Source organism: Vagococcus proximus (assembly GCF_029143285.1).
Classification (GTDB): Bacteria; Bacillota; Bacilli; order Lactobacillales; family Vagococcaceae; genus Vagococcus_D; species Vagococcus_D proximus.
This window is the reverse complement of record NZ_JAPDSH010000004.1, coordinates 181,704-207,339: the sequence shown is the minus strand read 5'-3', so window position 1 is coordinate 207,339 and position 25,636 is coordinate 181,704. Positions and strand designations below refer to the sequence as shown.

Below are 25,636 nucleotides of genomic sequence, written 5' to 3'. Positions count from 1 at the left end.
GTATTATGAGCTATTTACTTCATAAAACAAAAGTATTAAAAACTGATACGACGATGACTCTTCAATCTATAACACGTAGTAATTGCACCCTTGACTACATTGAATTTAAAGTGATGCATCTCATACAAGATGACATTCAGAAAGAAACCTTAGATGGACTAGAGCTTTGCCTTGTTGTTTTGGAAGGCAAAGTTACCGTTCAAACATCTGATTTGATAGTTGAAAACATTGGAACACGTCAGTCTATTTTCGAAAAAAAACCTACCGACTCTTTTTATATCCCACTTGACAGTACCTTCAGTTTACATGCTACTACCCCAACTGCTAAAGTCGCTTTTTGTTATTCACCTACAACTAAAAAACTATCACCCAAATTAATTAAGGCCTCTCAAAATAGTATCGAACACCGTGGTCACTACAATAATAAACGTTTGGTTCATAATATTTTACCTGATACCTCGTCTATTTCTGACTCATTGTTAGTTGTTGAGGTTTATACAAATGGAGGCAACTTTTCGAGCTACCCACCTCATAAACACGATCAAGATAACTTACCAGTAGAATCATTGCTTGAGGAAACCTATTATCATGAAATTAACCCACCACAAGGTTTTGTTTTTCAACGCATCTATACTGATGACCGTGAACTAGATGAAACGATGTCTGTAGAATCAGGTGATGTGGTCGTTGTTCCCAAAGGCTATCATCCAGTAGGTGTACCTGATGGTTATGAGGGTTATTATTTAAATGTTATGGCTGGCCCTACTAAAAAATGGGCATTTGTTAATGATACTGATCATGAGTGGATACTTGATAGAAAATAAAAGGAGGTTTTTAAATGACAAATGAAAAATTAGATTTGATTACACTAGGACGCGCCTGCATTGATTTAAATGCCAATGAATTTAATTGCCCTATGGAAGAAACGAAAACATTTTCTAAGTATGTTGGTGGATCCCCTGCCAACATCGCAATAGGAACGGCTAAACTAGGCCTAAAAGTTGGATTTATCGGAAAAGTTTCAGATGATCAACATGGCCGTTTTATTACAGAATACTTAAAGCAAGCACATGTTGATATTTCTACACTCTCTCTAGATTTAGACGGTCGAAAATCAGGCTTAACTTTTACAGAAATATTAAGTTCCGATGAGTGTAGTATCTTAATGTACCGAGAAAATGTAGCCGATTTATATTTACAATATGCAGAAATAGATGAAGATTATATAAAAAATAGCCAAGCCCTCTTAATTTCTGGCACGGCATTAGCTCAAGCCCCTACTCGTGAAGCTGCTCTTCATGCCGCTTTTTAGCAAAGAAACATAATGTTAAATTAATTTTTGAGTTAGATTATCGTCCATATACATGGCTAAATACAGAAGAAACACATATCTACTACACTCTTCTTGCACAACTGTCTACTATAATCATTGGAACTCGAGAAGAATTTAATTATTTAGAGAACCATGGTTTAACAGGAGATACTAGCAATAAAAACAATCAGGAAACAGTAGATGTTTTCTTTAAACATGAAGCGGAATTGATTGTAATTAAGCATGGTAGCGAGGGATCTCATGCCTACACAAAATGTGGGGAACGATTTGATGGACGTATTTTCAAATCCAATGTCTTAAAAACCTTTGGTGCGGGTGATTCATATGCATCCGGCTTTTTGTACGGCTTATTTAATGGGGAGTCTATCTCGACAGCTTTGGATTATGGAGCTGCGGCTGCGGCTATTGTTGTCAGTAAACACAGCTCATCTGATGCGATGCCAACAATTGAGGCTATTCAAGAACTTATAAAAACAGCGAACTAACCTATTCTAGATATAAAGGAGCGACTATATGGAAAAAACGGTCCGCTTAACGACTGCACAAGCAATTGTTAAATTTTTAAACCATCAGTACCTATCTTATGACGGTAAGGAGTCTCTTTTTGTTGAAGGTATTTTTGATATATTTGGACATGGTAATGTCTTAGGTATAGGACAAGCCCTAGAACAAAATCCTGGACACTTAACTGTTATTCAAGGAAAGAATGAGCAAGGAATGGCCTTTGCTGCGGTTGGGTTTGCTAAGCAATCTTTACGAAAAAAAATCTATGCAGTCACTACCTCTGTCGGACCTGGTGCGGCTAATTTAGTAACGGCTGCAGGAACTGCGTTGGCGAATAATATTCCTGTATTACTATTACCTGGGGATACCTTTGCGAGTCATCAGCCTGACCCCGTTCTACAACAAATTGAAGTCCCGCATAGTCAATTAACGACAACAAATGATGCTTTAAAACCTGTTTCAAGGTACTGGGATAGAATCTCACGCCCTGAACAAGTGATGTCGAGTTTAATTAAAGGATTTGATGTTTTAACAGATTCAGAAAATACAGGGCCTGTCACCATATGTTTACCACAAGATGTAGCAAGCGAAGCTTATGATTATCCCCTATCTTTCTTTAATAAAAGAGTGCACTATATCAACCGTCACCTACCTACCGAACGTGAATTAACAGAGATGCTAGTCGCTATAGAAACTAGTAAACGTCCTGTCATTATAGTTGGGGGAGGAGCAAAGTATTCAGGTGCATGTGAGGAACTAATTGCCCTGTCAGAAAAACGTCATCTCCCGTTAGTTGAAACACAGGCGGGAAAAGGACTTGTCCCCGCATCTTTTAAGAATAATTTTGGTGGTGTTGGTGTTACGGGTAATTTAGCTGCAAATCGTTTGGTGGAACATGCTGATTTAATCATTGGGGTTGGAACACGTTATACCGACTTTACAACAGCGTCTAAGTCTCTTTCTCAATCTCCTAATGCCAGAGTTATTAACCTGACTATTAGTAGAAGTCAAAGTTATAAATTAGATGGGTTCCAAGTTATTGGTGATGCCAAATTGACGCTTTATGAACTTGTCACTCGCCTCTCAGTTTTGGAGCATGAGCCAATAGAAATGGCTAAATTAAGAAAAGAATGGCAGACAGAACGTAATAGACTGGCTACTATCACGTTTGATGATACCTCGTTTTCACCAGAGGTCGGGCCTCATTTTACCCATGAAACCCTACTCGATTATTCTAACGTTCTAAAAACAAAACTATGCCAAACAACGGCTTTACTCAAGGTTAATGACATCTTACCTTCTAATAGTATTGTTGTGGCAGCTGCTGGATCCTTGCCGGGTGATATGCATCGTTTGTGGCAGACAAACTCTCCTAACGGGTATCACTTAGAGTATGGCTATTCTTGTATGGGATATGAAATTGGTGCAGCGTTAGGTGCTAAACTAGCAAGCCCAGATCGACCTGTTTACGCATTTGTTGGTGATGGCAGCTTTTTGATGCTTCATACTGAATTAGTAACGAGTCTTCAGTACCACAAAAAAATTATTATTCTTCTCTTTGACAATAGTGGTTTTGGCTGTATTAACAATTTACAAATGTCAAACGGGAGTCCTAGCTTTGAAACTGAATTTAGAGATAGTAAAACCGATGCCATTATGACTGTTGACTATCAAAAGATTGCAGAAGGATACGGTGCTGCAAGTTATAGTGCAACGACTCTAGATGAATTAACAACTGCTTTAAATCAAGCTGAAAAAGAAACCAAGAGTACCCTCATCCATATAAAAGTATTACCAAAAACGATGAGTGACGGTTATGATGCGTGGTGGCATGTCGGTGTATCAGCAGTATCAGACTCTCCTACTATTCAAAACGCCTATACTACTCATCTTAAAGAAAAAGAAAAGGCTCGTTATTACTAGTAGAAAGAAGTGACTGAATATGACTCACACATTGACACGTATCGGGATTGTTGGATTAGGACGCCTCGGTAAAATTCACACTCAAACACTCGTTGAAAAGTTACCTAATGCTAGCGTTACAGCTATATTTTCTCCAGAAGAAGTCGCCTTAGACTTTTTAACTTTAGAGCATGAGACGGTTCCTTTTTTTTCTGATTATGAGGAATTTTTATCCAGCTCTCTAATGGATGCTATCGTAATATGTTCACCCTCTTCTTATCATTGCCAACAACTCAGCGAAGCAGTTGCTCTTGGCTATCCTGTTTTTTGTGAAAAACCGATTGGTTTAAATATAGATGAGGTCTTAACAGTCAAAAAACAAGTGGATGATACCCCTAATGCTTTTGTAATGTTAGGAATGATGAGACGCTATGATCCCTCTTATCGCTATGCTAAGGAATTAGTTGATACTGGTCAAATTGGAGAACTAACATATATTAGAAATTATTCCATTGACCCAGCCAATCAATTAACTGATTTTATCCGATTTGCGAAAAATCATAATAGTGGTGGTATTTTTCTAGATATGGGAATCCATGATATCGACTTAATCCGCTGGTTTACCCAACAAGAATTTTCTCGAGTTTGGTGTCATGAGCTTCCGTCATCGGTTCCCACCTTTTCTTCTTTAAATGAATCTGAAACGGCTATGGGGTCTTTGACGTTAAAGAATGGAATTGGTGCAAGCTTATTACTTGGTCGAAATTCAGTGCATGGCTATCATGTAGAAACTGAATTAATTGGGACAAACGGAATAATTCGTATCGGAAGTGTTCCTGAAAAAAATCTAGTCTCTGTATTTACTTTAAATGGTGTTCTAAGACCATGTAGCCAAAGTTTCAGTGAACGATTTGAAATCGCCTATGTCGAAGAAATTAAAGCGTTTATTCAAGCTGTTCAACAAGGTGAGGCCTCACCTATATCTGTTGAGGATGGACTTAATTCACTAAAAGTAGCGATAGCGTGTCAACGTTCCATGAAAAAAGGTCAACTTATCACACTAAATTAGGAGGTCTCTTATGACTGATACTATTGAAATCAAATTAGGTATTGCCCCCATTGCATGGACTAACGATGATTTACCTGAATTAGGTAAAGAAAATACGTTTGAACAATGCATTAGCGAGATGGCACTATCTGGCTTTACTGGAACCGAAATTGGTAATAAATATCCAAAAGATCCTATCGTTTTAAAATCGTATTTACAACCTAGAAAACTTGAAGTAGCAAGTGCTTGGTTCAGTGCTTATCTAACAACTGAACCTTATGAGGATACACAAGCTGCTTTTATCGAGCACCGTGATTTTTTGCATGCTATGGGTGCCGGCGTTATTGTTGTGTCTGAGCAAGGACACAGTATTCAAGGTCAAGCAGTTGATTTATTTACAGAAAAACCAATCTTTACGGAAAACGAATGGGCAAGTTTAACAACTGGTCTGGAAAAATTAGGCCATCTTGCTGCTGAAAAAAACATGAAAATTGTTTACCACCACCATATGGGAACAGGTGTACAAACTACTGCTGAGATTGACCGATTGATGACAGAAACTGATCCTGAATTAGTCTCTTTACTCTTTGATACAGGCCATCTTGTTTTCTCTGGTGAAGACCCGATTGAAATTTATAAACAGTACCATGATAGAATCCATCATATTCATTTTAAAGATATTAGACAAGAAGTCTTATCTGACGTATTAGCATCTAAAGATAGTTTCTTGACTGGCGTAAAAAAAGGTGTCTTTACGGTCCCTGGTGATGGCTTGATTGATTTCAAACCCATTGTTGAGATCATAACATCACATCACTACAAAGGTTGGGTTGTGGTCGAAGCGGAACAAGATCCATCACGTGCTAATCCTTTTGAATATGCACTGAAAGCACGTCATTATATAAAAAATATTTGGGGAATTTAACCAAAACTATCGGAGGAACTACTATGACAAATAAAATAACAGTTGGTGTCATTGGAATTGGCAGAATCGGCAAGTTGCATATTGATAATATTCTAGCAATGAAACAAGTAGAAATAAAATGTGTCGTGGATCCTTATATTGATCAAGCGGCTGACTGGCTAGAAGAACGTCATATCACGTCATACTCTACTGATCATTCATTACTATTTTCAGATAAAGAGATTAATGCCGTGCTTATCTGTTCACCTACAGATACACATATTACCTATATTAATTTAGCTATAGAAAATAACATGCATATCTTCTGTGAGAAACCTATTAGTTTCTTTGATGACGAAACGCTGACTGCTTATAATGCTATAAAAAATAGTAATTTAAAGGTTCAAATTGGTTTTAATAGACGATTTGATCATAATTATGATCAAGTAAAAGAATTGGTCTTACAAAAACAAATTGGAGACCTACATCTACTGCGTATTACTTCTCGTGATCCAGAACCACCAAACCATGACTATGTGAAACACTCTGGCGGTCTTTTTATGGATATGAGTATCCATGATTTTGATATGGCACGATTTATATCAGGATGTGAAGTAACAGAAGTCTATGCCACAGGGGCCGCATTGATTGATCCAAGTATTAAGGAATTTGGTGACGTTGATACTGCAATTATTCAATTAAAATTTGAGAATGGAGCATTAGGTGTTATTGATAACAGTCGCCAAGCGAAGTATGGTTATGATCAACGGATCGAAGCATTTGGCTCTAATGGTAGTGCTGAAAGTGATAATGATACTAAAACACAAGTTCATTTAACCAATGAAGCCGGTGTTATTAGTAATCCACCCTTACATTTTTTCCTAGAACGTTATGAAAATGCTTACCAAGCAGAATTGAAAGGTTTTTTCAATTCTATTGAACAAAATAGCGAACCGTCTTGTACGTTCTTAGATGGTATTATGGCACAACGAATAGCCCAAGCTGCTAAGGAATCATTAGAAACCGGTCTTCCGGTTAAAGTAAAAACAGTTTAAAAAAATAGAGTCTATTGTCTGACGGCAATAGACTCTATTTTTATTTTAAAACATCTTTAAATGCTGTTAAAACATAATCAAAATCCGTTTCTGAGATAGTTCTAACATCTAAAATCAACTCATCATCTTTAATACGTGCCACCACAGGCACCTCAACTTGTCGAAGCTTCATTTCTAACTGACTTGTAGACAACGCGTCTGAACGAAGACTTAAGACAACGCTTGGGATTTCTTCGCCAGGATATGAGCCTCCCCCGACTTGAGAAAAAGCTTCTTTTTTAGTGATGGTAAGATCTAAGTCTAATGCTTCTAATTTTTCAGCATACAAAGTAGCACGTGTATCAGCCTCTTCTTTTGTCATAGTTAGCATTTGAAGTGTTGGGATATGCTCTAAAGCTTGTTTTTCATCACGATAAAGAGACATTGTGGCTTCAAGTGAGGCGATAACCATTTTATCGACACGTAATACACGTGTTAATTGGTTTCGTTTCATGCGGTCAATGTATTCTTTTTTCCCTACGATGATTCCTGCCTGTGGTCCCCCTAAGATTTTATCCCCACTAAACGTCACTACATCTGCGCCATTTTGAAGGACATCCATAACAGTTGGCTCATAACTGAATCCATATTTACTTAAATCAACAAGTAAGCCACTGCCTAAGTCTTCTATATAAGGAATCTCATGCTTCTTAGCTAAATCACACACATCATAACCAGGTACAGAATCTGTAAAGCCTACCACTTTGAAGTTACTTGTGTGCACTTTAAGTAAAGCTCCTGTATTCTCATTGATCGCATCCTCGTAATCATATAGGTGTGTTTTATTCGTTGTACCAACTTCTTTTAAATAACACCCACTCGCTTCTATAACACTCGGAATACGGAATGAGCCACCTATTTCAACTAATTCTCCACGTGATACGACTACTTCTTTTTCTTTTGTAAGGGTATCTAATACAAGTAAGACAGCAGCCGCATTATTATTAACAACTAAGGCGTCTTCTGCACCAGTTAATTCTCTAACCACTTCAATCAAATGGTCATAACGAGACCCACGTTTACCGTTAGCCACGTCATACTCTAAATTGGAATAACCACCTGCAATTGTTGTTAAATGCTCCATAACAAGCGGTGAGAGGTTAGACCGTCCTAAATTAGTATGTAGAACGGTCCCAGTAGCATTAATCACTTTCTGTAAGCTTGGCTTCGTCTTAATTGAGACTTCTTTTTCAAGTTCGTTTAAAAGAACAGTAGTATTCTCTTGTTTATTGTTTGAAATTACCGTATCGTCACCTGCCAAAAAACGTTGACGCTTATCAGCCAATAGTACTCGTGCAGATGTTGTGATAACGTCTTGTCCGTGGCTCGTAATAAGTTCTTTTATTTCATCTTGTTTCATTAAATCGTTAATTGATGGTAGACATGCTAATTTACTCTTATCTATCACGTTATATTCCTCCAATGATTCCGTCTAGGTTCGTGTCTTATATTACGTTGTAATCCCTTGATAGTCAAGGGATTACAACGTATTGTGAATTGTTTAACTAAACTTATGTTGATGTTCACTAATGGTTTATTACTTATTGTGAGTAGTATTTATCTCTTTAAGGTTATTTTATTTCTTTATTAAACAAAAAAATGATCTGACATAATATCGTTGGATCATTATTATTAGGTTATAATTTAAACAAATATCTGATAAGTAACCCCGTTCCAACTGAAAAAGATAAACTCAAAAGATTTCCTACCAAATAATACTCGGCAAACTCTTTATCTTCCTCGATACTTTTAAATCGTGAAAGTGTTTTAAGAGCAATGACAGTTGCCACTCCAGAATAAGCCTCTCCTACTACAAATAGTGTAATAATACTTCGCTCGATAATTCCAATAATAATCCCAATACTTTGATTAGCAGTTGCTGTTCCATTATCATTCGATAGGCTTAACGCTGATAAAAATAGTTTTATGATTTGTGCGGCTGATAGTGTCCCAAGTAGAAAAAAAGTGAGACTAATGAAAGTCATGGTTTCTCTAGGAACTGATGTGAAATCTAGGCCACTAATCATCCTAAATGTTAGCAGCGAACGACCACTAACAACACAGACACTAATATAAATTCCTATAAAACGTACAATATGCTCGATAAGATACATAACCAGTGCCTTGTATTTTGGAAACCATTTCGCAAACTTAGTTTTTACATATGCATAAGTCAAAATATAATCTATAGTGCTATTAATAATAAGGACAAGTACATTTGAAAGGACCCAACTCTTCCATTTTATATCTAGTCCCAGTACAATCAGTAACAGCGTTATAACTAAACTTATGAGAAATCTTATTTTAAAATAAAAAACAAGTACATTAGCTTTATTCGACACATCTGATAAACTTTCTCTTCTTTTGAAAATTGTAAAATTACTTATGAGTTGAGAAATCATGAGTAAACAAAATAATTTAAGCATTAATATCCCCCTAGATTATAGTGATGGTGTAAGAAAAGTTTTAAATCATCACTCGATTTTTTATACAGGTCATATTGAGACTTAGTCGTTAGGTTACTAATCTGACTAGAAATTCGTCTACGATCATCGACATCATCCTGGTCGAATTCATAGCCCATAATCTCAGCTAGCTCATAATTCTTAGCCTTGGGAAATCGCTCTTTTAAATTGAATAGTTCATTTTGACGATTATTTGCAATTAATTTTTCAAAAATCAAATAAAACATTGGATTTAAGATCGTACTGGTTGCCTCAGTTGAATCTGTTTTAGCGTAGAATTGAAATGACTGTAACTTAAACGCATAGTCTTCTTTTGAATGACTAGCTTCTTTTGCTAAGTCAGCTGCTTCTTTTGCTCGGCTAATTGCAGTACCATTCACCGCTTCAATATTTTTTAAAACACTGTCAGGCGTTGTTATATCTCCTACACCTACACCAAAGTAATACTTAATACTTTCAGGATTAATTTGATAGTGGCTTGAAAAGGATAAAAACTCTTCCGAAAAGCCAAACGAAATACAACTTTGGTAAATATCTACCATTAACCTTGCATCTTCTACCCCTCCGATAATGGCATCACCTTGTCTCACATCAAAAGGTGTAATTAAATCATCAGTGTAATGCTGATTTAACTGCTGTGCTAATAAGTTAAGAAGCTCATTTGCCTCACCTTGATTAGAAAAGACTTGCCTACTGCCTTTGAGATCAATGAAAAAATATATTAAATTCTTTTTCAAGTCAATCATTCCTTTCTTACTTACTTTAAAATCTATCCAAATACTAACATACTTGCATAAGTATGTCTATAAATGGATAGAATTTAAAGTAAGAGGTCTGATACTATATAAAAAAACTCAATTTCCTAATAATGTTTTGACTAAGGTATATATAGTGTATAATATGAATTATATAAGACTATTTAGGAGTGATAATGAATGTTTGAATCGAATATGGGTACTTTGATGAGTGCGGTCATTGGCGGATTAGTTGGTATGGTAGGTGTAGCGATTGCGCTCTATTTCAATTATAAAACTAAAATTGATACTCAAAAATTTCAAAAAGAATTAAATGAAGAACAACATCTTTTTCAAAAAGAGTTACTTTCGTTAAGTCTTAACCAAGCTAAGAGTACAGGTTCAAATAGTAAAGAGAGGTCGTTTAAAGAAGAGATGATTTGGCAAACTAAATACAAGACCTTTATTAAGTTGATGAGCTACCGTCACGAATTAGAATCCAAAGAATTTAAAGCAGCACTTAATTCAATCACGGGGACCTTTTGCGAATCAAAAGTCATTTTAGACAATACCAATAAATTGTATGCCTCACTTGATGATGTTAAAACATTAGACGGTCGAGTAAAAGATGATTTAATTACCCTACTGAAATCAATGATGACAGACTTAGGCTTGGAAACAAAAAATAATGACATGATTTTTACTAATATCTTTTCTATACCAGATGCTCCGACAGTTGTTCATGTGAACATACTCAATCAAAAAGACGCGTAATCTTATGATTACGCGTCTTTTTATTTAATCTATACCGAAAAAGAATAAACTGTAACATATTCTTTCGTTTCATGTGCTCTCAAAATAGGAGAGTCAAATGTTGGGGTATTGATAGCATTAGGGAAATATTGAGTTTCTAAACAAACACCTGAGTACTTCTGATAAACTGACTTCATTTTACCAGGGATATTTTCTAAAAAATTGCCACTATATAATTGTACACCTGGCAAATTAGTAGCAACTGACAGCTTAATTCCTGAATTATCACCCATTAAAAGCGCGAAATCAGTGTGCTCTTTCTCTTTAGAAATACAAAAATTATGGTCATAGCCTTTCGCTAATCTCACTTGTTTAAAGTCAGACTTTATATTTTCACTTATCATTTTTTCACTCGTAAAATCGAAAGGGGTGTTAGTAACAGACGAGCAATCCCCTTTCGGAATAGAACGGTAATCAACAATTGGTGTATAGGCTTTACAATTCAATTTTAAGATATGTTTAAGAATATCGCCAGAACCCTGCCCATTTAAATTAAAATAGGTGTGATTTGTTGGATTAAATATCGTCTCCTTATCTGATAAGCCTCGATAAGTCAATCTTAATTTATTATCCTCTCCTAATTCGTACATAGCTTCCATTATAAGGTGGCCAGGAAATCCCTGATCACCATCTGGACTATCTAACCTAAATGTTACACTGTTATCAGTGACAGTTTTTATTTCCCAAATTCTTGTATGATAACCGTTAGGACCGCTATGCAAACTCGTCATTCCTTCATTTGCGTCAAGTTGTATACACTCATCACCCAATTGGAAGCGAGCATCCTCAATTCTATTAGCATTTCTTCCGATTGTTGCTCCAAAAAAAGCATGATTAGATTCTAAGTAATCATTGATATCAGCATAACCTAATACGACATCCAATAGCTTTCCTTTGATATCAGGTACCCATACGCTTAGTAAGGAAGCACCTAAATCACAAAGAGATACTTTCATCCCTGCTCTATTTTCAAGAGTAATACAGTTAACAGGTTTACCATTATTCAAAAAAAGCTCATTCACTTTACTCATGTTTAACTCTCACTCTCATCATAGATTAAAAGCAGACTATAGAACTGGTATAGTCACCATTATCTATGCCTGCTTTATTTTATACGTTTTATTTGATAATAATTGTTTCTAGATCAACTAATTTTGCCCATGTTACGATTTGGTCTGTTGTTAAGTTTAATGATACGACAGTATGGTGACCTCCACCCGCTTCAATCCATGATTTAACGCCTTCATGGAAGTTTGGTTTTACATCCCATAGAACACGTGCTACAGGTAAGTTAGGAGCTGCTTCAGTCGGTTCAAATGCTGTAACTTCATTAATTAATAATTTATAGTGAGTTCCAAAGTCTACCATTGAAACAACTACACCATCGCCAGCTTTACCATCAAATACTAAACGAGCAGGATCTTCACGATCGCCCATTGATAGTGGCGATACAACAATTTTTGGCTTAGTTGAAGCAAGAGTTGGATCAACTTCCATCATATGAGATTGTAAGATAGATTCTTTACCTGGTGCTAACTCATAAGTATAGTCTTCCATAAACCCAGTATTTTTATTATGAGCCATAACTTTCATCAAACGGTCAATCGCTGCTGTTTTCCAATCACCTTCGCCAGCGAAACCATAGCCTTCAGCCATAAGACGTTGAACTGCTAAGCCTGGAAGTTGTTGCATACCGTATAAATCTTCAAAGTTAGAAGTAAAGGCATTGTAATTCCCTTTTTCTAAGAAGTTTCTCATTCCAATTTCTTGTTTAGCTTGAACTTTCACATGTTTGGCCCAAACATCTTGATCATATTCTCCGTAGTCAAAATCATAAAGTGTTTGATATTCTTTAAATAATTTTTCAACTTCTTCATCAGAAACGGCGTCAATTTCTTGAACTAAATCACCAATGCCAAAGTAATCAACTATCCATCCAAATTGAATTTGAGCTTCTACTTTATCTCCTTCAGTTACACCGACATTTCTCATATTATCACCAAAACGGGCTACTCTAATATTAAAACTTTCGTTATAGGCAACAGCAACATCCATCCACTCAGTGATTTGTTTTTGAACAGCTTCAGATTCCCAATGTCCAACTACAATTTTATTATTTTTATTCAAACGAGCATTGATAAATCCATATTCTCTATCACCATGAGCAGATTGGTTTAAATTCATAAAATCCATATCAATAGTTTCCCAAGGGATACTTTCGTTGAATTGTGTTGCTAAATGTAATAAAGGTTTTTGTAATAATTTAGTCCCACGAATCCACATTTTAGCAGGAGAGAATGTATGCATCCAAGTGATAACTCCAGCAACCTCATCTCGATAATTTACTTCTTTCATCAATGATGTAATTGTATCTGCAGTAACAGCTAATTCTTTTAAAACAATAGGATATGCAAATTTACCACTTTGATTTAAACCGTTTACTACTTTGTCGGCGTTATCTTTAACTTTTTTCAATGCTTCCTCACCATAAAGATGTTGCGACCCTACTACAAACCAAAATTCTTTTTTATCGACTGTTAACATATTGAATACACTCCTTATAATTTATAGTTATTTTTTTTGACCATAATACGCATTTTTACCATGTTTTCGTAAATAATGTTTGTCTAGAACTCGTTGCGGGAGTTCTTCTGAAAATGTATTTAATTGACGTGAATATAAATTCATTTTACAAATTTCATCCAAAACAACAGCATTCATAACAGCACTACTAGCATCTTTTCCCCAAGTGAATGGACCATGACCATGGAGTAAGACTCCAGGAATTTCCATCGGATCTAAGTTTCGTTGCTTAAATGTTTCAATGATCACATTTCCTGTTTCGTGCTCATAACCATTATCAATTTCTTCTTGAGTCAAGAAGCGTGCACACGGAACTGGTCCATAAAATGTATCGGCATGTGTCGTTCCCATGGCTGGGACATCTAACCCAGCTTGTGCCCAAATTGTTGCCCAGGTTGAATGTGTATGGACAATACCCCCTATTTCAGGAAATTCTTTATAGATTACAGCATGAGTGGACGTATCTGAAGAGGGATTTAAAGCTCCTTCTATCACATTATTATCTAAATCAACCACAACCATGTCAGAGGCTTTCATATTTTCATAACTAACCCCACTTGGCTTAATAATAAAATAACCTGATTCTTTATCGAAAGCACTTACATTTCCCCAAGTATACTTAATTAAACCTTGTTTTGGGAGTTCTAAGTTGGCTTGAAATACTTCTTCTTTTAATGCTTCTAACATAAAACTAATTCCCACCTTTACTTACAAACTATCTATAGCTTGTTTTTCAATACTTAGTCCCTTTTTATAACGACTCATAAAATGATCATATCCTTGTATTTCTTCCGTAGTTGGTGTAATAGTCACACCTGTATCAGAACCGAACGCACCTTCAGTTAAGAATTCTTGTAGAGGTATTTCAGAATCCTCTAATAAATAAGAAGCCAATAAAGCTATGCCCCAGGCACCGCCCTCGCCAGCTGTTTTAAGTACAGTGACAGGTGCTTCCATCGCTGACGCTAAAATACGTTGTGCAACTTCTGGTGTTTTAAAAATTCCACCATGACCTACAAGACTATCAATTTGAATATTTTCTTGTTTCAAAATATCAATTCCTATTCTCATAGCACCAAAAGCCGTTGCTAGATGTGTTCTCATAAAATTAGCTAAATTAAAGTGACTATCAGGGTTTCTGACAAATAAAGGACGACCTTCATTCATACCCGTTATATTTTCACCTGAAAAATAACCATATGATAATAAACCACCGCAATCTAAATTAGCCTCAAGAGCTTTTTGGAATAGAATAGTGAATAATTTTTCTCTACTTATATCAAGCCCTAAGCTTTGGCTAAACTCTTCAAAAATAGACATCCAAGCATTGATATCAGATGAGCAATTATTAGTATGAACCATGCCTACTAAATCTCCGGATGGTGTTGTTACAATATCTATTTCCGGATGAACTTCTTTTAAATCAGATTCTAAAACAAACATTGCAAATGCTGATGTTCCTGCTGAAATATTACCCGTTCTTACGGCCACACTATTAGTAGCGACCATATCGGTACCTGCATCACCTTCAGGCGGACACAACGGAATTCCAGGTTTCAAGTTCCCTGTAGGATCAATAAGATAAGCTCCTTCTTTTGTTAAAGTTCCTGCCTTATCACCAGCTAAAAGTACTTTTGGTAAAATTGAATTTAAATCTAAAGAAACATTTTCTTTTTCGATTAAATAATCAAATGTTTTTTTCATAGTTGAATCATACGTTTTAGTTGTTGTATCAATAGGAAACATCCCAGATGCATCACCAATACCTAACACTTTCTCGCCAGTAAGCTGCCAATGAACGTATCCAGATAATGTTGTTAAAAAATGAATGGACTTAACATGTTCTTCTTTGTTGAGTATGGCTTGATAAAGATGTGCAATACTCCAACGTTGCGGAATATTAAACTCGAACTCCTTGGTCAAAATAGTTTCAGCTTCTTGGGTTATTGCATTACGCCATGTTCTAAATGGAACTAATAGTTTATCGGATGAATCAAATGGTAAATAACCATGCATCATAGCACTGAAACCTATAGAACCAATCGTTGTTAATGTCTCACCATATTCTTCAAAAACATGAGCAACCATTTTTCTATAACTAATTCGTAAGCCCTTCCAAATATCTTCAAGGCTGTAGGTCCAAATACCATCCTCTAAGCGGTTTTCCCAATCATAGCTACCTGTTGCAATAGTATTGAAGTTAGAATCTATCAAAACGGCTTTTATTCTTGTTGATCCAAACTCAACGCCTAAAGATGTACGGCCATCTATGATATCTAACATCGTTTGTGCTTTCAACTCATTTTTATTGATAATAACGCCCCCCCTTATGTATTAATACAACGATCAAATTGTTTTTTTGTGAAACGCTCACAACGTTAATTTACAACTTTTGTACGTACATGTCAACATATAATCTATTTTATTTCAAAAATATCTTAAAAAGCATTGTTTTGTACGTACAAATATTGTATGATTAAAGCGCTTACGAAAGACGATCAAATTGAAAGTAAAAATTTAAGGAGTTGTAAATCTACTATGGAACAAGAAAAAAAAATCTCTGCTTCATTTATTTACTTTTTTGGAGCATTTGGTGGTATTTTATTCGGATATGATATTGGTGTAATGACAGGTGCTCTACCTTTTCTACAGAGTGACTGGGGATTAGAAGGAAATGCTTTAATAATTGGATGGATAACCTCTTCGCTAATGTTAGGGGCTATTGCTGGTGGCGCTTTGGCTGGTCTTTTATCTGATAAATTGGGACGTCGAAAGATGATATTAATAGCAGCAGTCCTTTTTATTATAGGATCTGTATTATCTGCACTTTCCCCTCACAATGGTCAAATGTATTTAATTATTGTAAGGGTTTTACTAGGATTAGCAGTTGGTGCTGCATCAGCACTTGTCCCATCTTATATGTCTGAGATGGCTCCAGCTCATATGCGTGGACGGTTATCAGGAATAAACCAAGTTATGATTGTATCAGGAATGCTTTTATCTTATATTGTTGACTATTTACTCAAAGGTCTCCCTGAAACATTAGCATGGCGTTTGATGTTAGGTTTAGCTGCAGTTCCAGCAATAATTTTAGTTTTTGGTGTACTCGCTCTTCCAGAATCTCCTAGATTCTTAGTTAAAATGAATAAATTAGATGAAGCTAAAAGAGTACTTAGTTATATTAGAAAACCTGAAGAAGTTGAATCAGAATTAAAACAAATAATAGCGACTGCTAAACAAGAAGAACATGCTATGGAAATAACAAGTTGGAAAACATTGACTACCGGTAAATACCGCCCATTAGTGATTGCTGGAATTGGCGTTGCTGCCTTTCAACAATTTCAAGGAGCTAATGCAATTTTCTATTATATTCCATTAATTATTGAGAATGCTACGGGACATGCTGCAAGTGAAGCACTTATGTGGCCTATTATCCAAGGAATTATCCTTGTTATCGGAGCATTGTTCTTCTTAGTTATTGCTGATAAATTTAACAGAAAAACACTCTTAAAAATTGGTGGGACTGTCATGGGTCTTTCTTTTATACTTCCTGCAATTTTGAACAGTGTTATAAAAACCGAAACAAATCCTATGTTAATTGTCGTCTTCTTATGTATATATGTCGCTTTCTATTCATGTACATGGGCACCATTAACATGGGTTCTTGTTGGAGAGATTTTCCCGCTAGCAATTCGAGGTCGCGCATCGGGACTTGCTTCTTCATTCAACTGGATAGGTTCATTCCTGGTAGGTCTTTTATTCCCAGTTATGATCGCATCAATGTCTCAAGAAATGGTTTTCGCAATTTTTGGAATTATTTGTATTCTAGGTGTTCTATTTGTTCACTTCTTTGTTCCTGAAACACGTGGACGTACATTAGAAGAAATCGAAACAGAAGCTGCAAAAAATCTAAACTAATGAAAAAGCATGTAGAATTATGAATTCTACATGCTTTTTATATTTCTTTTACAGATTCTCGAATTATTAATTCCGGGTCATACAAAATATTTTCTGACGGTTTTCCTTGTTCAATAGTTTGAATAATCCAGTTAGCAGCATCTTTTCCCATAACTTCTTTCGGATGATTTAGAGTAGTCAATTTTATATTACCAAAACGACTTAACGAAGAATCATCATTTCCAACAATTGAATAATCATCCGGAATACTATAGCCTAACTCTGTTAATGAGAGAGCTAACGAGTTTGCAATTTGATCATTGTAACAAACAATTCCTGTTATAGAGTTGTTTTTCTTAATACAGTCAATAGCTTGAGCCACTACTTCTTTTCGAGTCTCGGTAGTATAAGTAATAATCGTATCTGAAGAGAATGTAACATCATGTTCCTCACAGGCTTTTATAAAACCTTTCATACGGTATTTTCCTTGGAGATCATCAATTTTAGTTATAAAAAGTAAATTTTTATGATTATTCTTAATAAGATATTCGGTAGCTAAAAACCCACTTTTGACATCATCTACACAGATATATGAGGCATTAAGTTCTTCATATACAGCATCAATCATCACCATAGGAATCCCCTTTTCACGTAAGTTAACATATAAACCTAGATTGGGGTTGTATTGATTACTTTTGGTAGGTTCTATAATCAAACCATCAACGTGATAATCTACCATTTTTTCTAAACAATGCTTTTCAAGCTCATAGTCATTATTTGTGCTAGCAAGTAATAATGAATACCCTTTCTCTCTAAGTTTATTTTCAATCCCCCTAATAATAGATGGAAAAATATAGTCTGATAAATAGGTGGTTACTACCCCTATCGTTTTCATTTGCTGAGAACTATCATTATCACTTTTATACTTTGAGTCAACGTATGTTCCAGAACCCTTTTCTTTCCGTAAATAGCCTTCATTAACTAATTGGGCAATAGCTTGACGAACCGTGTGTCTGCTAACATTGTAATCTTTTTGTAGCTGTAACTCTGGCGGAATTGCTTTATCAATTTGATATTTATCAGATATAATTCTATCTCTAATATCATCAGCAATTACTTGATATTTTGATCTAGTCATTTAGCTATCCTTTCCAACCCTATCTTTACTATCTAATAGATTACCAAATAAAAGAAGGGATTACCATAATAATGAAACATAATCTTTCATTTAATTATACAACACCATTAGCATACACTAGACGTATAGCTTATAAAACACTTAAAACCGATACTCGCTTATTTTGAGAATCGGTTTTAAGTGTTTTATTTATATTTTTCAACCAATTCCTTCATCGCATTCACGGCATAGTTAACTTCTTCTACTGTATTAAAACTAGAGAAAGAAAATCGAACCATACCTTGTTCTTCAGTGCCGAAGGTCTGATGAACAAGAGGTGCACAGTGTGCTCCTGGCCTTACGGCTATATTATAATATTCTGAAAGATCATTTGCTACAGTTGCAGCGGAAATATCTTTGATATTTAATGACACTATTCCTGTCTTATTGTCGAAATTAGTTGTCCCGTAAAAGATAAGTTCAGGAATAAGACATAAGCTCTCATAAAATGTTCTAGCTAACTCTTTTTGCGTATGATGTAACTTGGTCACTGTATTATCAGTGACATAATCAAGTCCTGCATTAAGACCCATTAAACTATGGATATTTGCTGTACCCGCTTCTAACAAGTCTGGTAGTTCAGATGGTTGTGTTTTTGAAAAAGAGTGTGACCCACTGCCGCCGACAAGTAACGGTGTTACCGCAGCGTCATCATTTACAATTAAACCACCCGTTCCTTGAGGCCCATACAGTGATTTATGACCAGTGAAACATAACACAGTTAAATTTAATTCATCAAAATTAATGTCGCAAACACCAGCTGTTTGTGAAGCATCTACTAGTAACATCAACTCATGCTTTTGACAAAATTCTGAAATAAAAGTCAAATCAAGAATATCTCCCAATACATTTGAACCATGAGTACAAACGACCGCTTTAGTTTCAGGTGTTAGCAACTTTTCAAAATCATCATAGTTCAACTGATTGGCTTCTCTATCATAGCTTACAAAAGATGTCGTAACACCTTTAGCTTCTAACTGATAAAGGGGGCGTAAGACTGAATTGTGTTCTAATACGGTCGAAATAACATGACTATTGTCTGGTATTAATCCTTTAATCGCGATATTTAAAGCCATTGTCGCATTCATTGTAAAGCCTATATTTAACTCATTAGATACGTGGAACAGTTCTGCTACTTTAAGTCGAGTTTGATACAAGCTTCTAAAAGCATTAAGAGAGGGTTCGTGAGCACCTCTAGACGGGTTTCCTAATGTCTCTGACTGTATAGCTTCAAATACAGCAGTCGCTACACTAGCAGGTTTTTTTAAGGTTGTTGCTGCATTATCAAAATAATAAACCATCTCTATTCCCCTCTCTTTTATCTGCTTTCATCTAGTATAGTTCACGTGTATTTTCAACACGTTTTGTGACATGCATTTTATCCATATACTCTAAAATCAGCATTGAATATTTACGACTTGAACCAGTCATGTCACGGAAATCTGCTAAAGTCATACTACCATTTTTAGTAATAAAATCTCGTGCGCTGTTAACCGCTTCATCGTAATAGTTTTTATGAATAACAGTTGTATGATCTAATCTAATAACACTAATACCGACTAAAGAATTAATCACTTCCTGAATTTGTTCGTCTCCTTTAGTCAAATCCTCATCTGAAGGAGGTGTAAATTTAGCTTTTAAAAGTGTACTTTCGATTTTATCTCGGTGTGCCTGATTGTATTTATTATACACAACTTCAAAGTCTTTAAGTGACAGCGATCCGTTTGTTTCTTTTAACAGATTATCAGCTAAATAATAGCCCAGTAACGTATCAAACTCTTTCCCTTTCATCTCTAATTCACTACGAGACTTAAGTTCTTCCTTTGGCATTCCTTGACGGAGTCGGAAGTTCTTGTGGTATTTATCTAATACAGCTACTAAATCGTTTGCAATACGATTGTACTGATTGATACTGATGAACTTACCATTAATCTCTTTAATAGTCCCCTCAGCTATCAAATCGACTAGAATGTCTGCCACTTCGGCTTCACTCTTACCAATATTTGTTGCGATAAAGCCTTTAGGAGACAGTCCTTTTCCTTGTTGATCGAGTAACTCAACTAAGATATCTTGAATAGATCCTTCTTCTTTAATCGCAAGACTAGCTAAAACAGAGTCATCATAACGTTTATTTTTCTTAGGTTGGCTATCTAAAATAACACCACCACCGATTGTATGGACAGGTGAGTACGAACGGATAATAAAACGGTCGCCGTCACGAGCAACGACTTGCTCTTCTAATCGGAGTTGTACAAATCCCTCTTCCCCAGCCTCTAATTGTTCGACACCAAGCGGAACCACGCGAGCAAATGTTTCCGTTGTTCCAATTCCTAATCGAACTCTGTCCCATAATTTAAGACCTTCAGTAGCACTTGGCAGTAAGTTGATTTTAACGTTTAGCATCCATGATACTGTAACGTTATCTTTTGTTGTAAGAACATCACCGCGGCCAACATCTTCAAGAGTAACATTGGTTAAGTTAATGGCCGTACGTTTTCCTGGTCCAGACATCTCTTCATCCTGTTCATGAACTTGCAAGCTACGAACACGAGTTTTGATTTCTTGAGGATAGATAATCACATCATCGCCGACATGCAACTCCCCTTCAAGTAGCGTTCCCGTAACGATTGTTCCGAATCCTTTTAAAGAGAACGAACGGTCGATATTTAAACGAGGTTGTCCAGTCGCTTTCGTCGGTTCGATTGTTTCACATTTTTTTTCGATTGTATCAAGTAAAGTCGGAATACCCGTCCCACTAATAGAATCCACCTCAACTACAGGGGCGTCCTCTAAGACTGTGCCTTCTAATTGTTGCTCAATATCTTCTTTTACAAGCATCATTAACTCTTCATCTACAGTATCTATTTTTGTTAACACGATAATAAAATCTTTTACACCTAGTAAGGTTAATATATCCATATGCTCACGTGTTTGTGGCATAATCCCTTCATTAGCATCAATGACCAGTAATACAAGATTGAGACCAGCAGACCCTGCTAACATATTTTTGATAAATTTTTCATGACCCGGAACATCAACAACACCGACACGCTCTCCATTTGGTAAATCAAAATAAGCGAACCCTAGATTAATCGACATCCCTCTTAGTTTTTCTTCTTTTGTTTTATCTGTTTCAATCCCTGTCAGAGTTTTGATTAAGGTTGATTTTCCGTGGTCAATATGACCAGCTGTTCCGATTACGATATTAGACATAATTTCTCCTTACCTCTTGCTTACTTAATTTCTTTATAAATTTTTGTTCCCGATTCACTTATTACCTGATAAAGGCCGTGCCACGTGATAGAGCGTTCTTTTAGGAAGGCTACAATATCGTGTACGTCTTGTTCTGTTTTTAAGGTTAAACCGCATCCTGCCGTAATTTCTCCCGGAGTTGGGATTAATCGAAACGTATAATCTGTTCCTTTTAATAAGGTTTCAGACTTAATAGCCTGATGGGTTGAATCAAATGATAGTAAATAATACTCATCCATTGCTTTTCTCCTTATGAGGGTTTTACAGTATGGTACTGACGCATTGTTTCTAAAATGCTGTACATATTTGTAACTGACCCTACTGCTAACTTGTCTTTAACTTGATAATAATCAGCACATAAACCGCATGACTCTATTTCCACACCTTTATCAGCTAATTGACGTAAGTCTTCTAAAGATTCAGAGTCTTTCGTTGCTAAATAGACACCTGAATTGTAGAATAAAATCTTTTTAGGTAAAACGTCTTGCTCAGTTAAAGCATATAAGAATCCTTTGATTAAGATTTTACCCAATTCTTCTTCACCGCCACCCATCTGATTTGAAGAAACTGCAACAATATATTCTCCTGTTTCAGATAATGGTGATGTCATAACCTCACACGCTTCCTCTTCGATAGTGCCATCTTTCGAAATCACAACGTTGTATTTTTTTTCATCTAATTGAGTGGTTTGACATGTAAACCCCAATTGTTTTGACATTTTAGCCAAGTTTTGTGTCGCTATTTCATTATCAACAAGAACGGTTACTTGATTATTTTCTCTTAAGGCTTTCTTTGTTTTAATAACGGGTAATGGACACGCTTCTCCGATGCAGTTAATCATTTCCATGATAAAACACTCCCTTAAATTTTAATTAGTTAATTGTGATTTTTGTTGGTTTTGCTGCTGTAACTTTCCCGATGATAGAAGCTGTCACATTATTCTCTTTCAACTCAGTTAATAGGTCATTTGCGATTGCTTGAGGTACACTGATAAGCAATCCACCTGATGTTTGTGGGTCAAAAATTAATTCTTCGACAGCGAAATCATTTGTTTTATTATCAACAAATTGCTCAAACTGATTACGATTACGCTGGCCACCAGCAGTGATTAAAAATTCTTTCGCACAGTCATATGCTGCCTTAATGTAAGGAATATCCTCAAAAATAAGTTCGGCACTGTAGTTGTCATCTAACATTTCTAATAAATGACCGATTAAACCAAAACCAGTTACGTCTGTACAACTGTTAACCGGATACTTAGTGAAGACTTCTGCTGCATATTTATTTAGAGTCTGCATAGCATCTGTGGCTTCACTAAATGATGCTTCATCAACTTCTCCGACACTATAGGCTGTTGTAATAATTCCAACTCCTATCGGTTTAGTCAAAATTAAAACATCATCTTCTTTACAATTATTATTTTGTAAAATCTTATCAGGGTGAATAGTGCCTGTTACAGATAGACCATATTTAGGTGTACTGTCATGGATAGAATGGCCACCGACTAGAACGCCACCTGCCTCTTTGACCTTCTCTGCACCACCTTTTAAAATCTCACCTAAAATTTCGATATTTTTTTCTTCTGGGAAGCACACAATATTCATAGCTGACATAACCTCACCACCCATAGCATACACATCGCTTAATGCATTTGCAGCTGCAATTTTTCCATATAAGTAAGGATCAGCAACCATTGTTGGAAAAAAGTCTAAGGTTTGAATAATAGCTGTATCATCATTTATTTTTAAAACGGCAGCATCATCTGCCGTATCAAAGCCGACTAATAATTTATCCGATGATGTTTTTGGAATATCTTTAAGTATTTTACTTAAATCACCTGGTCCAATTTTGGCATTACATCCACCACATATAAATAGCTGTTCTTCTGACATATTAGTCCTCTCCTTCAAAACAAAATAATAACTCTAGATGGCTCGCCTTGATTAAAGCCATCAAGACGAGCCATAACAATTATTATTATACCAAATTAAGCAGCACTAGGCGCTTTTTTTGATTTAAGTAACATATTGATACCTGTGTAGATAACAACTGCGATAATAACCCAAGTCAAGATGTTCATATCTAAGCCTTTAACAAAGTTAACTGCTAAGACAACCCCGATAACACCACCAAGTGTAATACCTAAAGATACTTTACGTGCGTAGTTACCAGTTTTAATGAATTCACGACTTGCTACGGGCATTAAAGCCGCACAACTTGTCATCATAATAGGCATTGCAACGATTGGGCTAACACCTAGCATGTAAACCATAGCCATACAAGGAGCATACAGACCAACACCTGCTGTCATAAGAGCGCCAAATACTGCATTACCTACAATACCGATGATTAATTTAATACCAGTCAAACCTGTTGCTGTATTATCAGTACCTAACATGTCTAACCAACCTACTTGTTTCATACCCATTAAAACAGCTGTAACGATTAACGCAATACCCATGATGAACTGAATTTTACGTTCAGGCATTTTAGCGATAATTTTAGAGCCTAATAATGACCCCACTGCCGCAGCGATAACTAATGAAAATAATGTCACAGGTTGAACTTCAACAACAGTTAAGAATAATAATGCTTCAACAATAACCGGAATAGAGTGGGCAACATTAAGTGTCCCTGGTAACTGTCTATCATTTTCTAATTGCTTAGTTGCATCTAGTAATAATGTTGTTGGGGCAAAACTACCAATTCCTAGTGTATCAAGTGCATCTGTAATAAATCCAATAACAAAGGCTACTGCCCAATTTCCACTACCTAGATTGTCTTTATGTGCAATAATATCTTTAATAAAGATTGCAGCAAAGTACGCAACTAAGGCGATTAATATAATTTGAATAGCTAAAACCATGTGTAATCACTCCTTCTTCTATGTGTCTGCCTATGCTAGTACGAAACCATCTGACAATGGATCTTCTGGGTCAAATAAGAACGTATTGAATCCAGTAATATAAGCAGAACCAGAAATTTCAGGAATAATTGCATTGTAACCAGCTAATTCAGCTTCACGCACTACTTTACCAGTGAATAATGTTCCTAAGATACTTTCATAAACAATACTTTCGCCAACTTTTAATTCACCTTTAGCAAATAATGTTGCGACTTTAGCTGACGTACCAGTTCCACATGGTGAACGGTCAATTTGGCCATCACCGAAGACTACAACATTTTTATGAGTCGCTTCTGGATGTGTTGGTTTGTCATAAATTTCAATTAAATCAGCTGATTTAATATGTTCTAATGTTGGATGTTGAATTTCAATATTTTCGTTAACAGCATTTAAGACTTTCATGCCGATTTCAGAAATTTTAGTTCCGTTTTCAGGTTTGATTTCTAAGCCTAATTCACTTGCATGAATAATAACGAAGAAACTACCACCGAATGAAATATCGAATTTAACTGTTCCAACACCTTCAACGTCAAGTGTTTGATTTTCTTTATAAAGGAATGACTCTACGTTTTCAAATGATACTTTTTCAACTTTGTAATCATCTTTCATAAAGGCTTTAGCACGAACAAGTCCTGCTGGCGTATCTAAGTTAACAGGTGTGATTTCTTCACCACTTGGTTTAACCATACCAGTTTCTACTGCAGCAGTTACAGCGGCAATACTGTTATGTCCACACATGTTTAAGTAACCTCCTGCATCCATAAAGATAATTCCGAAATCAGCATCATCAATTGTTGGTGCTAAGATAAATGCCCCAAACATATCGTTATGTCCACGTGGCTCTAACATTAAAGATGTTCTTAAAACATCGTTATGGTCAAGTAAATATTGTTTCTTTTCAGCCATTGATTTACCAGGAATAAATGGAATACCACCTGTAATTAAACGAGCTGCTTCCCCTGCTGTATGTGTGTCAATCGCTTGTAACATTCTAGAAAATTTCATTAGTTTTTCCTCCCATTGTT

22 protein-coding genes and 1 pseudogene are annotated in these 25,636 nt (G+C 35.8%); 8 read left to right on the top strand and 15 right to left on the bottom strand.

Translation table 11 applies throughout. The features are described 5' to 3' along the window. Positions 1-5: 5 nt before the first annotated feature. The 6 genes and pseudogenes from iolB to iolG all read left to right on the top strand — a co-directional run bounded on the left by iolB (position 6) and on the right by iolG (position 6,746). A complete protein-coding gene (gene iolB, locus OL233_RS07115; RefSeq protein ID WP_275471644.1) occupies positions 6-824 on the top strand; it encodes a 5-deoxy-glucuronate isomerase in 819 nt (272 codons plus the stop codon). 14 nt (positions 825-838) lie between these two features. Then, positions 839-1,818: pseudogene (iolC, locus tag OL233_RS07110) on the top strand (5-dehydro-2-deoxygluconokinase). Positions 1,819-1,846: 28 nt separating this feature from the next. Then, positions 1,847-3,760 (top strand): 3D-(3,5/4)-trihydroxycyclohexane-1,2-dione acylhydrolase (decyclizing), encoded by a 1,914-nt coding sequence (iolD, locus tag OL233_RS07105; RefSeq protein WP_275471643.1) that lies wholly within the window; start codon positions 1,847-1,849, stop codon positions 3,758-3,760. 19 nt (positions 3,761-3,779) lie between these two features. After that, positions 3,780-4,808: a Gfo/Idh/MocA family protein gene (locus OL233_RS07100; RefSeq protein ID WP_275471642.1), complete on the top strand. Its 1,029-nt coding sequence runs from the start codon at positions 3,780-3,782 to the stop codon at positions 4,806-4,808. 10 nt (positions 4,809-4,818) lie between these two features. Then, positions 4,819-5,712, top strand: coding sequence for a myo-inosose-2 dehydratase (iolE, locus tag OL233_RS07095; RefSeq protein WP_275471641.1), 894 nt, complete (start codon positions 4,819-4,821; stop codon positions 5,710-5,712). Positions 5,713-5,735: 23 nt separating this feature from the next. Further along, positions 5,736-6,746 carry an inositol 2-dehydrogenase gene (gene iolG / locus OL233_RS07090; protein WP_275471640.1) on the top strand — a complete coding sequence of 337 codons (1,011 nt, stop codon included), beginning with the start codon at positions 5,736-5,738 and terminating at the stop codon, positions 6,744-6,746. A gap of 40 nt (positions 6,747-6,786) precedes the next feature. Here iolG and selA read toward each other — a convergent pair whose 3' ends face one another. The 3 genes from selA to OL233_RS07075 form a co-directional block, all read right to left on the bottom strand. Beyond that, positions 6,787-8,193, bottom strand: coding sequence for an L-seryl-tRNA(Sec) selenium transferase (gene selA, locus OL233_RS07085; RefSeq protein WP_275471639.1), 1,407 nt, complete (start codon positions 8,191-8,193; stop codon positions 6,787-6,789). A 229-nt stretch (positions 8,194-8,422) separates the two neighbouring features. Continuing rightward, positions 8,423-8,899, bottom strand: a complete 477-nt coding sequence (locus OL233_RS07080; RefSeq protein ID WP_275471638.1) for a hypothetical protein — start codon at positions 8,897-8,899, stop codon at positions 8,423-8,425. Positions 8,900-9,210: 311 nt separating this feature from the next. Then, complete coding sequence (locus OL233_RS07075) at positions 9,211-9,996, bottom strand: hypothetical protein (RefSeq protein ID WP_275471637.1); 786 nt, start codon at positions 9,994-9,996, stop codon at positions 9,211-9,213. 189 nt (positions 9,997-10,185) lie between these two features. Here OL233_RS07075 and OL233_RS07070 point away from each other — a divergent pair, with 189 nt between their 5' ends. Further along, on the top strand, positions 10,186-10,758 hold the full coding sequence (locus OL233_RS07070) for a DUF6680 family protein (protein WP_275471636.1): 573 nt from the start codon (positions 10,186-10,188) through the stop codon (positions 10,756-10,758). A gap of 29 nt (positions 10,759-10,787) precedes the next feature. Here OL233_RS07070 and OL233_RS07065 read toward each other — a convergent pair whose 3' ends face one another. From OL233_RS07065 to OL233_RS07050, 4 genes are all read right to left on the bottom strand, one after another. Beyond that, positions 10,788-11,828 (bottom strand): aldose epimerase family protein, encoded by a 1,041-nt coding sequence (locus tag OL233_RS07065; RefSeq protein WP_275471635.1) that lies wholly within the window; start codon positions 11,826-11,828, stop codon positions 10,788-10,790. An 88-nt stretch (positions 11,829-11,916) separates the two neighbouring features. Further along, positions 11,917-13,341 (bottom strand): L-arabinose isomerase, encoded by a 1,425-nt coding sequence (gene araA / locus OL233_RS07060; protein ID WP_275471634.1) that lies wholly within the window; start codon positions 13,339-13,341, stop codon positions 11,917-11,919. A gap of 27 nt (positions 13,342-13,368) precedes the next feature. Beyond that, the gene (locus tag OL233_RS07055; RefSeq protein ID WP_275471633.1) at positions 13,369-14,067 is read right to left on the bottom strand and encodes an L-ribulose-5-phosphate 4-epimerase; all 699 of its coding nucleotides are present in this window, start codon (positions 14,065-14,067) and stop codon (positions 13,369-13,371) included. Between the two features lie 21 nt (positions 14,068-14,088). Further along, positions 14,089-15,663, bottom strand: coding sequence for a xylulokinase (locus OL233_RS07050; protein WP_275471655.1), 1,575 nt, complete (start codon positions 15,661-15,663; stop codon positions 14,089-14,091). Positions 15,664-15,852: 189 nt separating this feature from the next. On the opposite strand from OL233_RS07050, the gene OL233_RS07045 reads away from it, so the two are divergent. After that, on the top strand, positions 15,853-17,298 hold the full coding sequence (locus OL233_RS07045) for a sugar porter family MFS transporter (RefSeq protein ID WP_275471632.1): 1,446 nt from the start codon (positions 15,853-15,855) through the stop codon (positions 17,296-17,298). 37 nt (positions 17,299-17,335) lie between these two features. On the opposite strand, the gene OL233_RS07040 is transcribed toward OL233_RS07045, so the two are convergent. From OL233_RS07040 to OL233_RS07005, 8 genes are all read right to left on the bottom strand, one after another. Continuing rightward, a complete protein-coding gene (locus OL233_RS07040) occupies positions 17,336-18,415 on the bottom strand; it encodes a GntR family transcriptional regulator (RefSeq protein WP_275471631.1) in 1,080 nt (359 codons plus the stop codon). A 185-nt stretch (positions 18,416-18,600) separates the two neighbouring features. Next, entirely contained in the window at positions 18,601-19,755 is a 1,155-nt protein-coding gene (locus OL233_RS07035) for an aminotransferase class V-fold PLP-dependent enzyme (RefSeq protein WP_275471630.1), read from the bottom strand. Positions 19,756-19,786: 31 nt separating this feature from the next. Next, a complete protein-coding gene (gene selB, locus OL233_RS07030) occupies positions 19,787-21,667 on the bottom strand; it encodes a selenocysteine-specific translation elongation factor (protein WP_275471629.1) in 1,881 nt (626 codons plus the stop codon). A 20-nt stretch (positions 21,668-21,687) separates the two neighbouring features. Continuing rightward, the gene (locus OL233_RS07025) at positions 21,688-21,945 is read right to left on the bottom strand and encodes a putative Se/S carrier protein (RefSeq protein WP_275471628.1); all 258 of its coding nucleotides are present in this window, start codon (positions 21,943-21,945) and stop codon (positions 21,688-21,690) included. Positions 21,946-21,956: 11 nt separating this feature from the next. Beyond that, on the bottom strand, positions 21,957-22,553 hold the full coding sequence (gene yedF / locus OL233_RS07020) for a sulfurtransferase-like selenium metabolism protein YedF (RefSeq protein ID WP_275471627.1): 597 nt from the start codon (positions 22,551-22,553) through the stop codon (positions 21,957-21,959). Positions 22,554-22,578: 25 nt separating this feature from the next. Beyond that, a complete protein-coding gene (gene selD / locus OL233_RS07015; protein ID WP_275471626.1) occupies positions 22,579-23,598 on the bottom strand; it encodes a selenide, water dikinase SelD in 1,020 nt (339 codons plus the stop codon). Between the two features lie 95 nt (positions 23,599-23,693). Next, entirely contained in the window at positions 23,694-24,572 is an 879-nt protein-coding gene (locus OL233_RS07010; RefSeq protein ID WP_275471625.1) for a sulfite exporter TauE/SafE family protein, read from the bottom strand. A gap of 30 nt (positions 24,573-24,602) precedes the next feature. Next, complete coding sequence (locus OL233_RS07005) at positions 24,603-25,616, bottom strand: proline racemase family protein (RefSeq protein ID WP_275471624.1); 1,014 nt, start codon at positions 25,614-25,616, stop codon at positions 24,603-24,605. Between the last annotated feature and the right edge of the window lie 20 nt (positions 25,617-25,636).

Coding starts and splice junctions, on each gene's coding strand:
- iolB (WP_275471644.1), top strand. CDS start 6: ATGAGCTATTTACTTCATAAAACAAAAGTATTAAAAACTGATACGACG.
- iolD (WP_275471643.1), top strand. CDS start 1,847: ATGGAAAAAACGGTCCGCTTAACGACTGCACAAGCAATTGTTAAATTT.
- OL233_RS07100 (WP_275471642.1), top strand. CDS start 3,780: ATGACTCACACATTGACACGTATCGGGATTGTTGGATTAGGACGCCTC.
- iolE (WP_275471641.1), top strand. CDS start 4,819: ATGACTGATACTATTGAAATCAAATTAGGTATTGCCCCCATTGCATGG.
- iolG (WP_275471640.1), top strand. CDS start 5,736: ATGACAAATAAAATAACAGTTGGTGTCATTGGAATTGGCAGAATCGGC.
- OL233_RS07080 (WP_275471638.1), bottom strand. CDS start 8,899: ATGTATCTTATCGAGCATATTGTACGTTTTATAGGAATTTATATTAGT.
- OL233_RS07075 (WP_275471637.1), bottom strand. CDS start 9,996: ATGATTGACTTGAAAAAGAATTTAATATATTTTTTCATTGATCTCAAA.
- OL233_RS07070 (WP_275471636.1), top strand. CDS start 10,186: ATGTTTGAATCGAATATGGGTACTTTGATGAGTGCGGTCATTGGCGGA.
- OL233_RS07065 (WP_275471635.1), bottom strand. CDS start 11,828: ATGAGTAAAGTGAATGAGCTTTTTTTGAATAATGGTAAACCTGTTAAC.
- araA (WP_275471634.1), bottom strand. CDS start 13,341: ATGTTAACAGTCGATAAAAAAGAATTTTGGTTTGTAGTAGGGTCGCAA.
- OL233_RS07055 (WP_275471633.1), bottom strand. CDS start 14,067: ATGTTAGAAGCATTAAAAGAAGAAGTATTTCAAGCCAACTTAGAACTC.
- OL233_RS07050 (WP_275471655.1), bottom strand. CDS start 15,663: ATGTTAGATATCATAGATGGCCGTACATCTTTAGGCGTTGAGTTTGGA.
- OL233_RS07045 (WP_275471632.1), top strand. CDS start 15,853: ATGATTAAAGCGCTTACGAAAGACGATCAAATTGAAAGTAAAAATTTA.
- OL233_RS07040 (WP_275471631.1), bottom strand. CDS start 18,415: ATGACTAGATCAAAATATCAAGTAATTGCTGATGATATTAGAGATAGA.
- OL233_RS07035 (WP_275471630.1), bottom strand. CDS start 19,755: ATGGTTTATTATTTTGATAATGCAGCAACAACCTTAAAAAAACCTGCT.
- selB (WP_275471629.1), bottom strand. CDS start 21,667: ATGTCTAATATCGTAATCGGAACAGCTGGTCATATTGACCACGGAAAA.
- OL233_RS07025 (WP_275471628.1), bottom strand. CDS start 21,945: ATGGATGAGTATTATTTACTATCATTTGATTCAACCCATCAGGCTATT.
- yedF (WP_275471627.1), bottom strand. CDS start 22,553: ATGGAAATGATTAACTGCATCGGAGAAGCGTGTCCATTACCCGTTATT.
- selD (WP_275471626.1), bottom strand. CDS start 23,598: ATGTCAGAAGAACAGCTATTTATATGTGGTGGATGTAATGCCAAAATT.
- OL233_RS07010 (WP_275471625.1), bottom strand. CDS start 24,572: ATGGTTTTAGCTATTCAAATTATATTAATCGCCTTAGTTGCGTACTTT.
- OL233_RS07005 (WP_275471624.1), bottom strand. CDS start 25,616: ATGAAATTTTCTAGAATGTTACAAGCGATTGACACACATACAGCAGGG.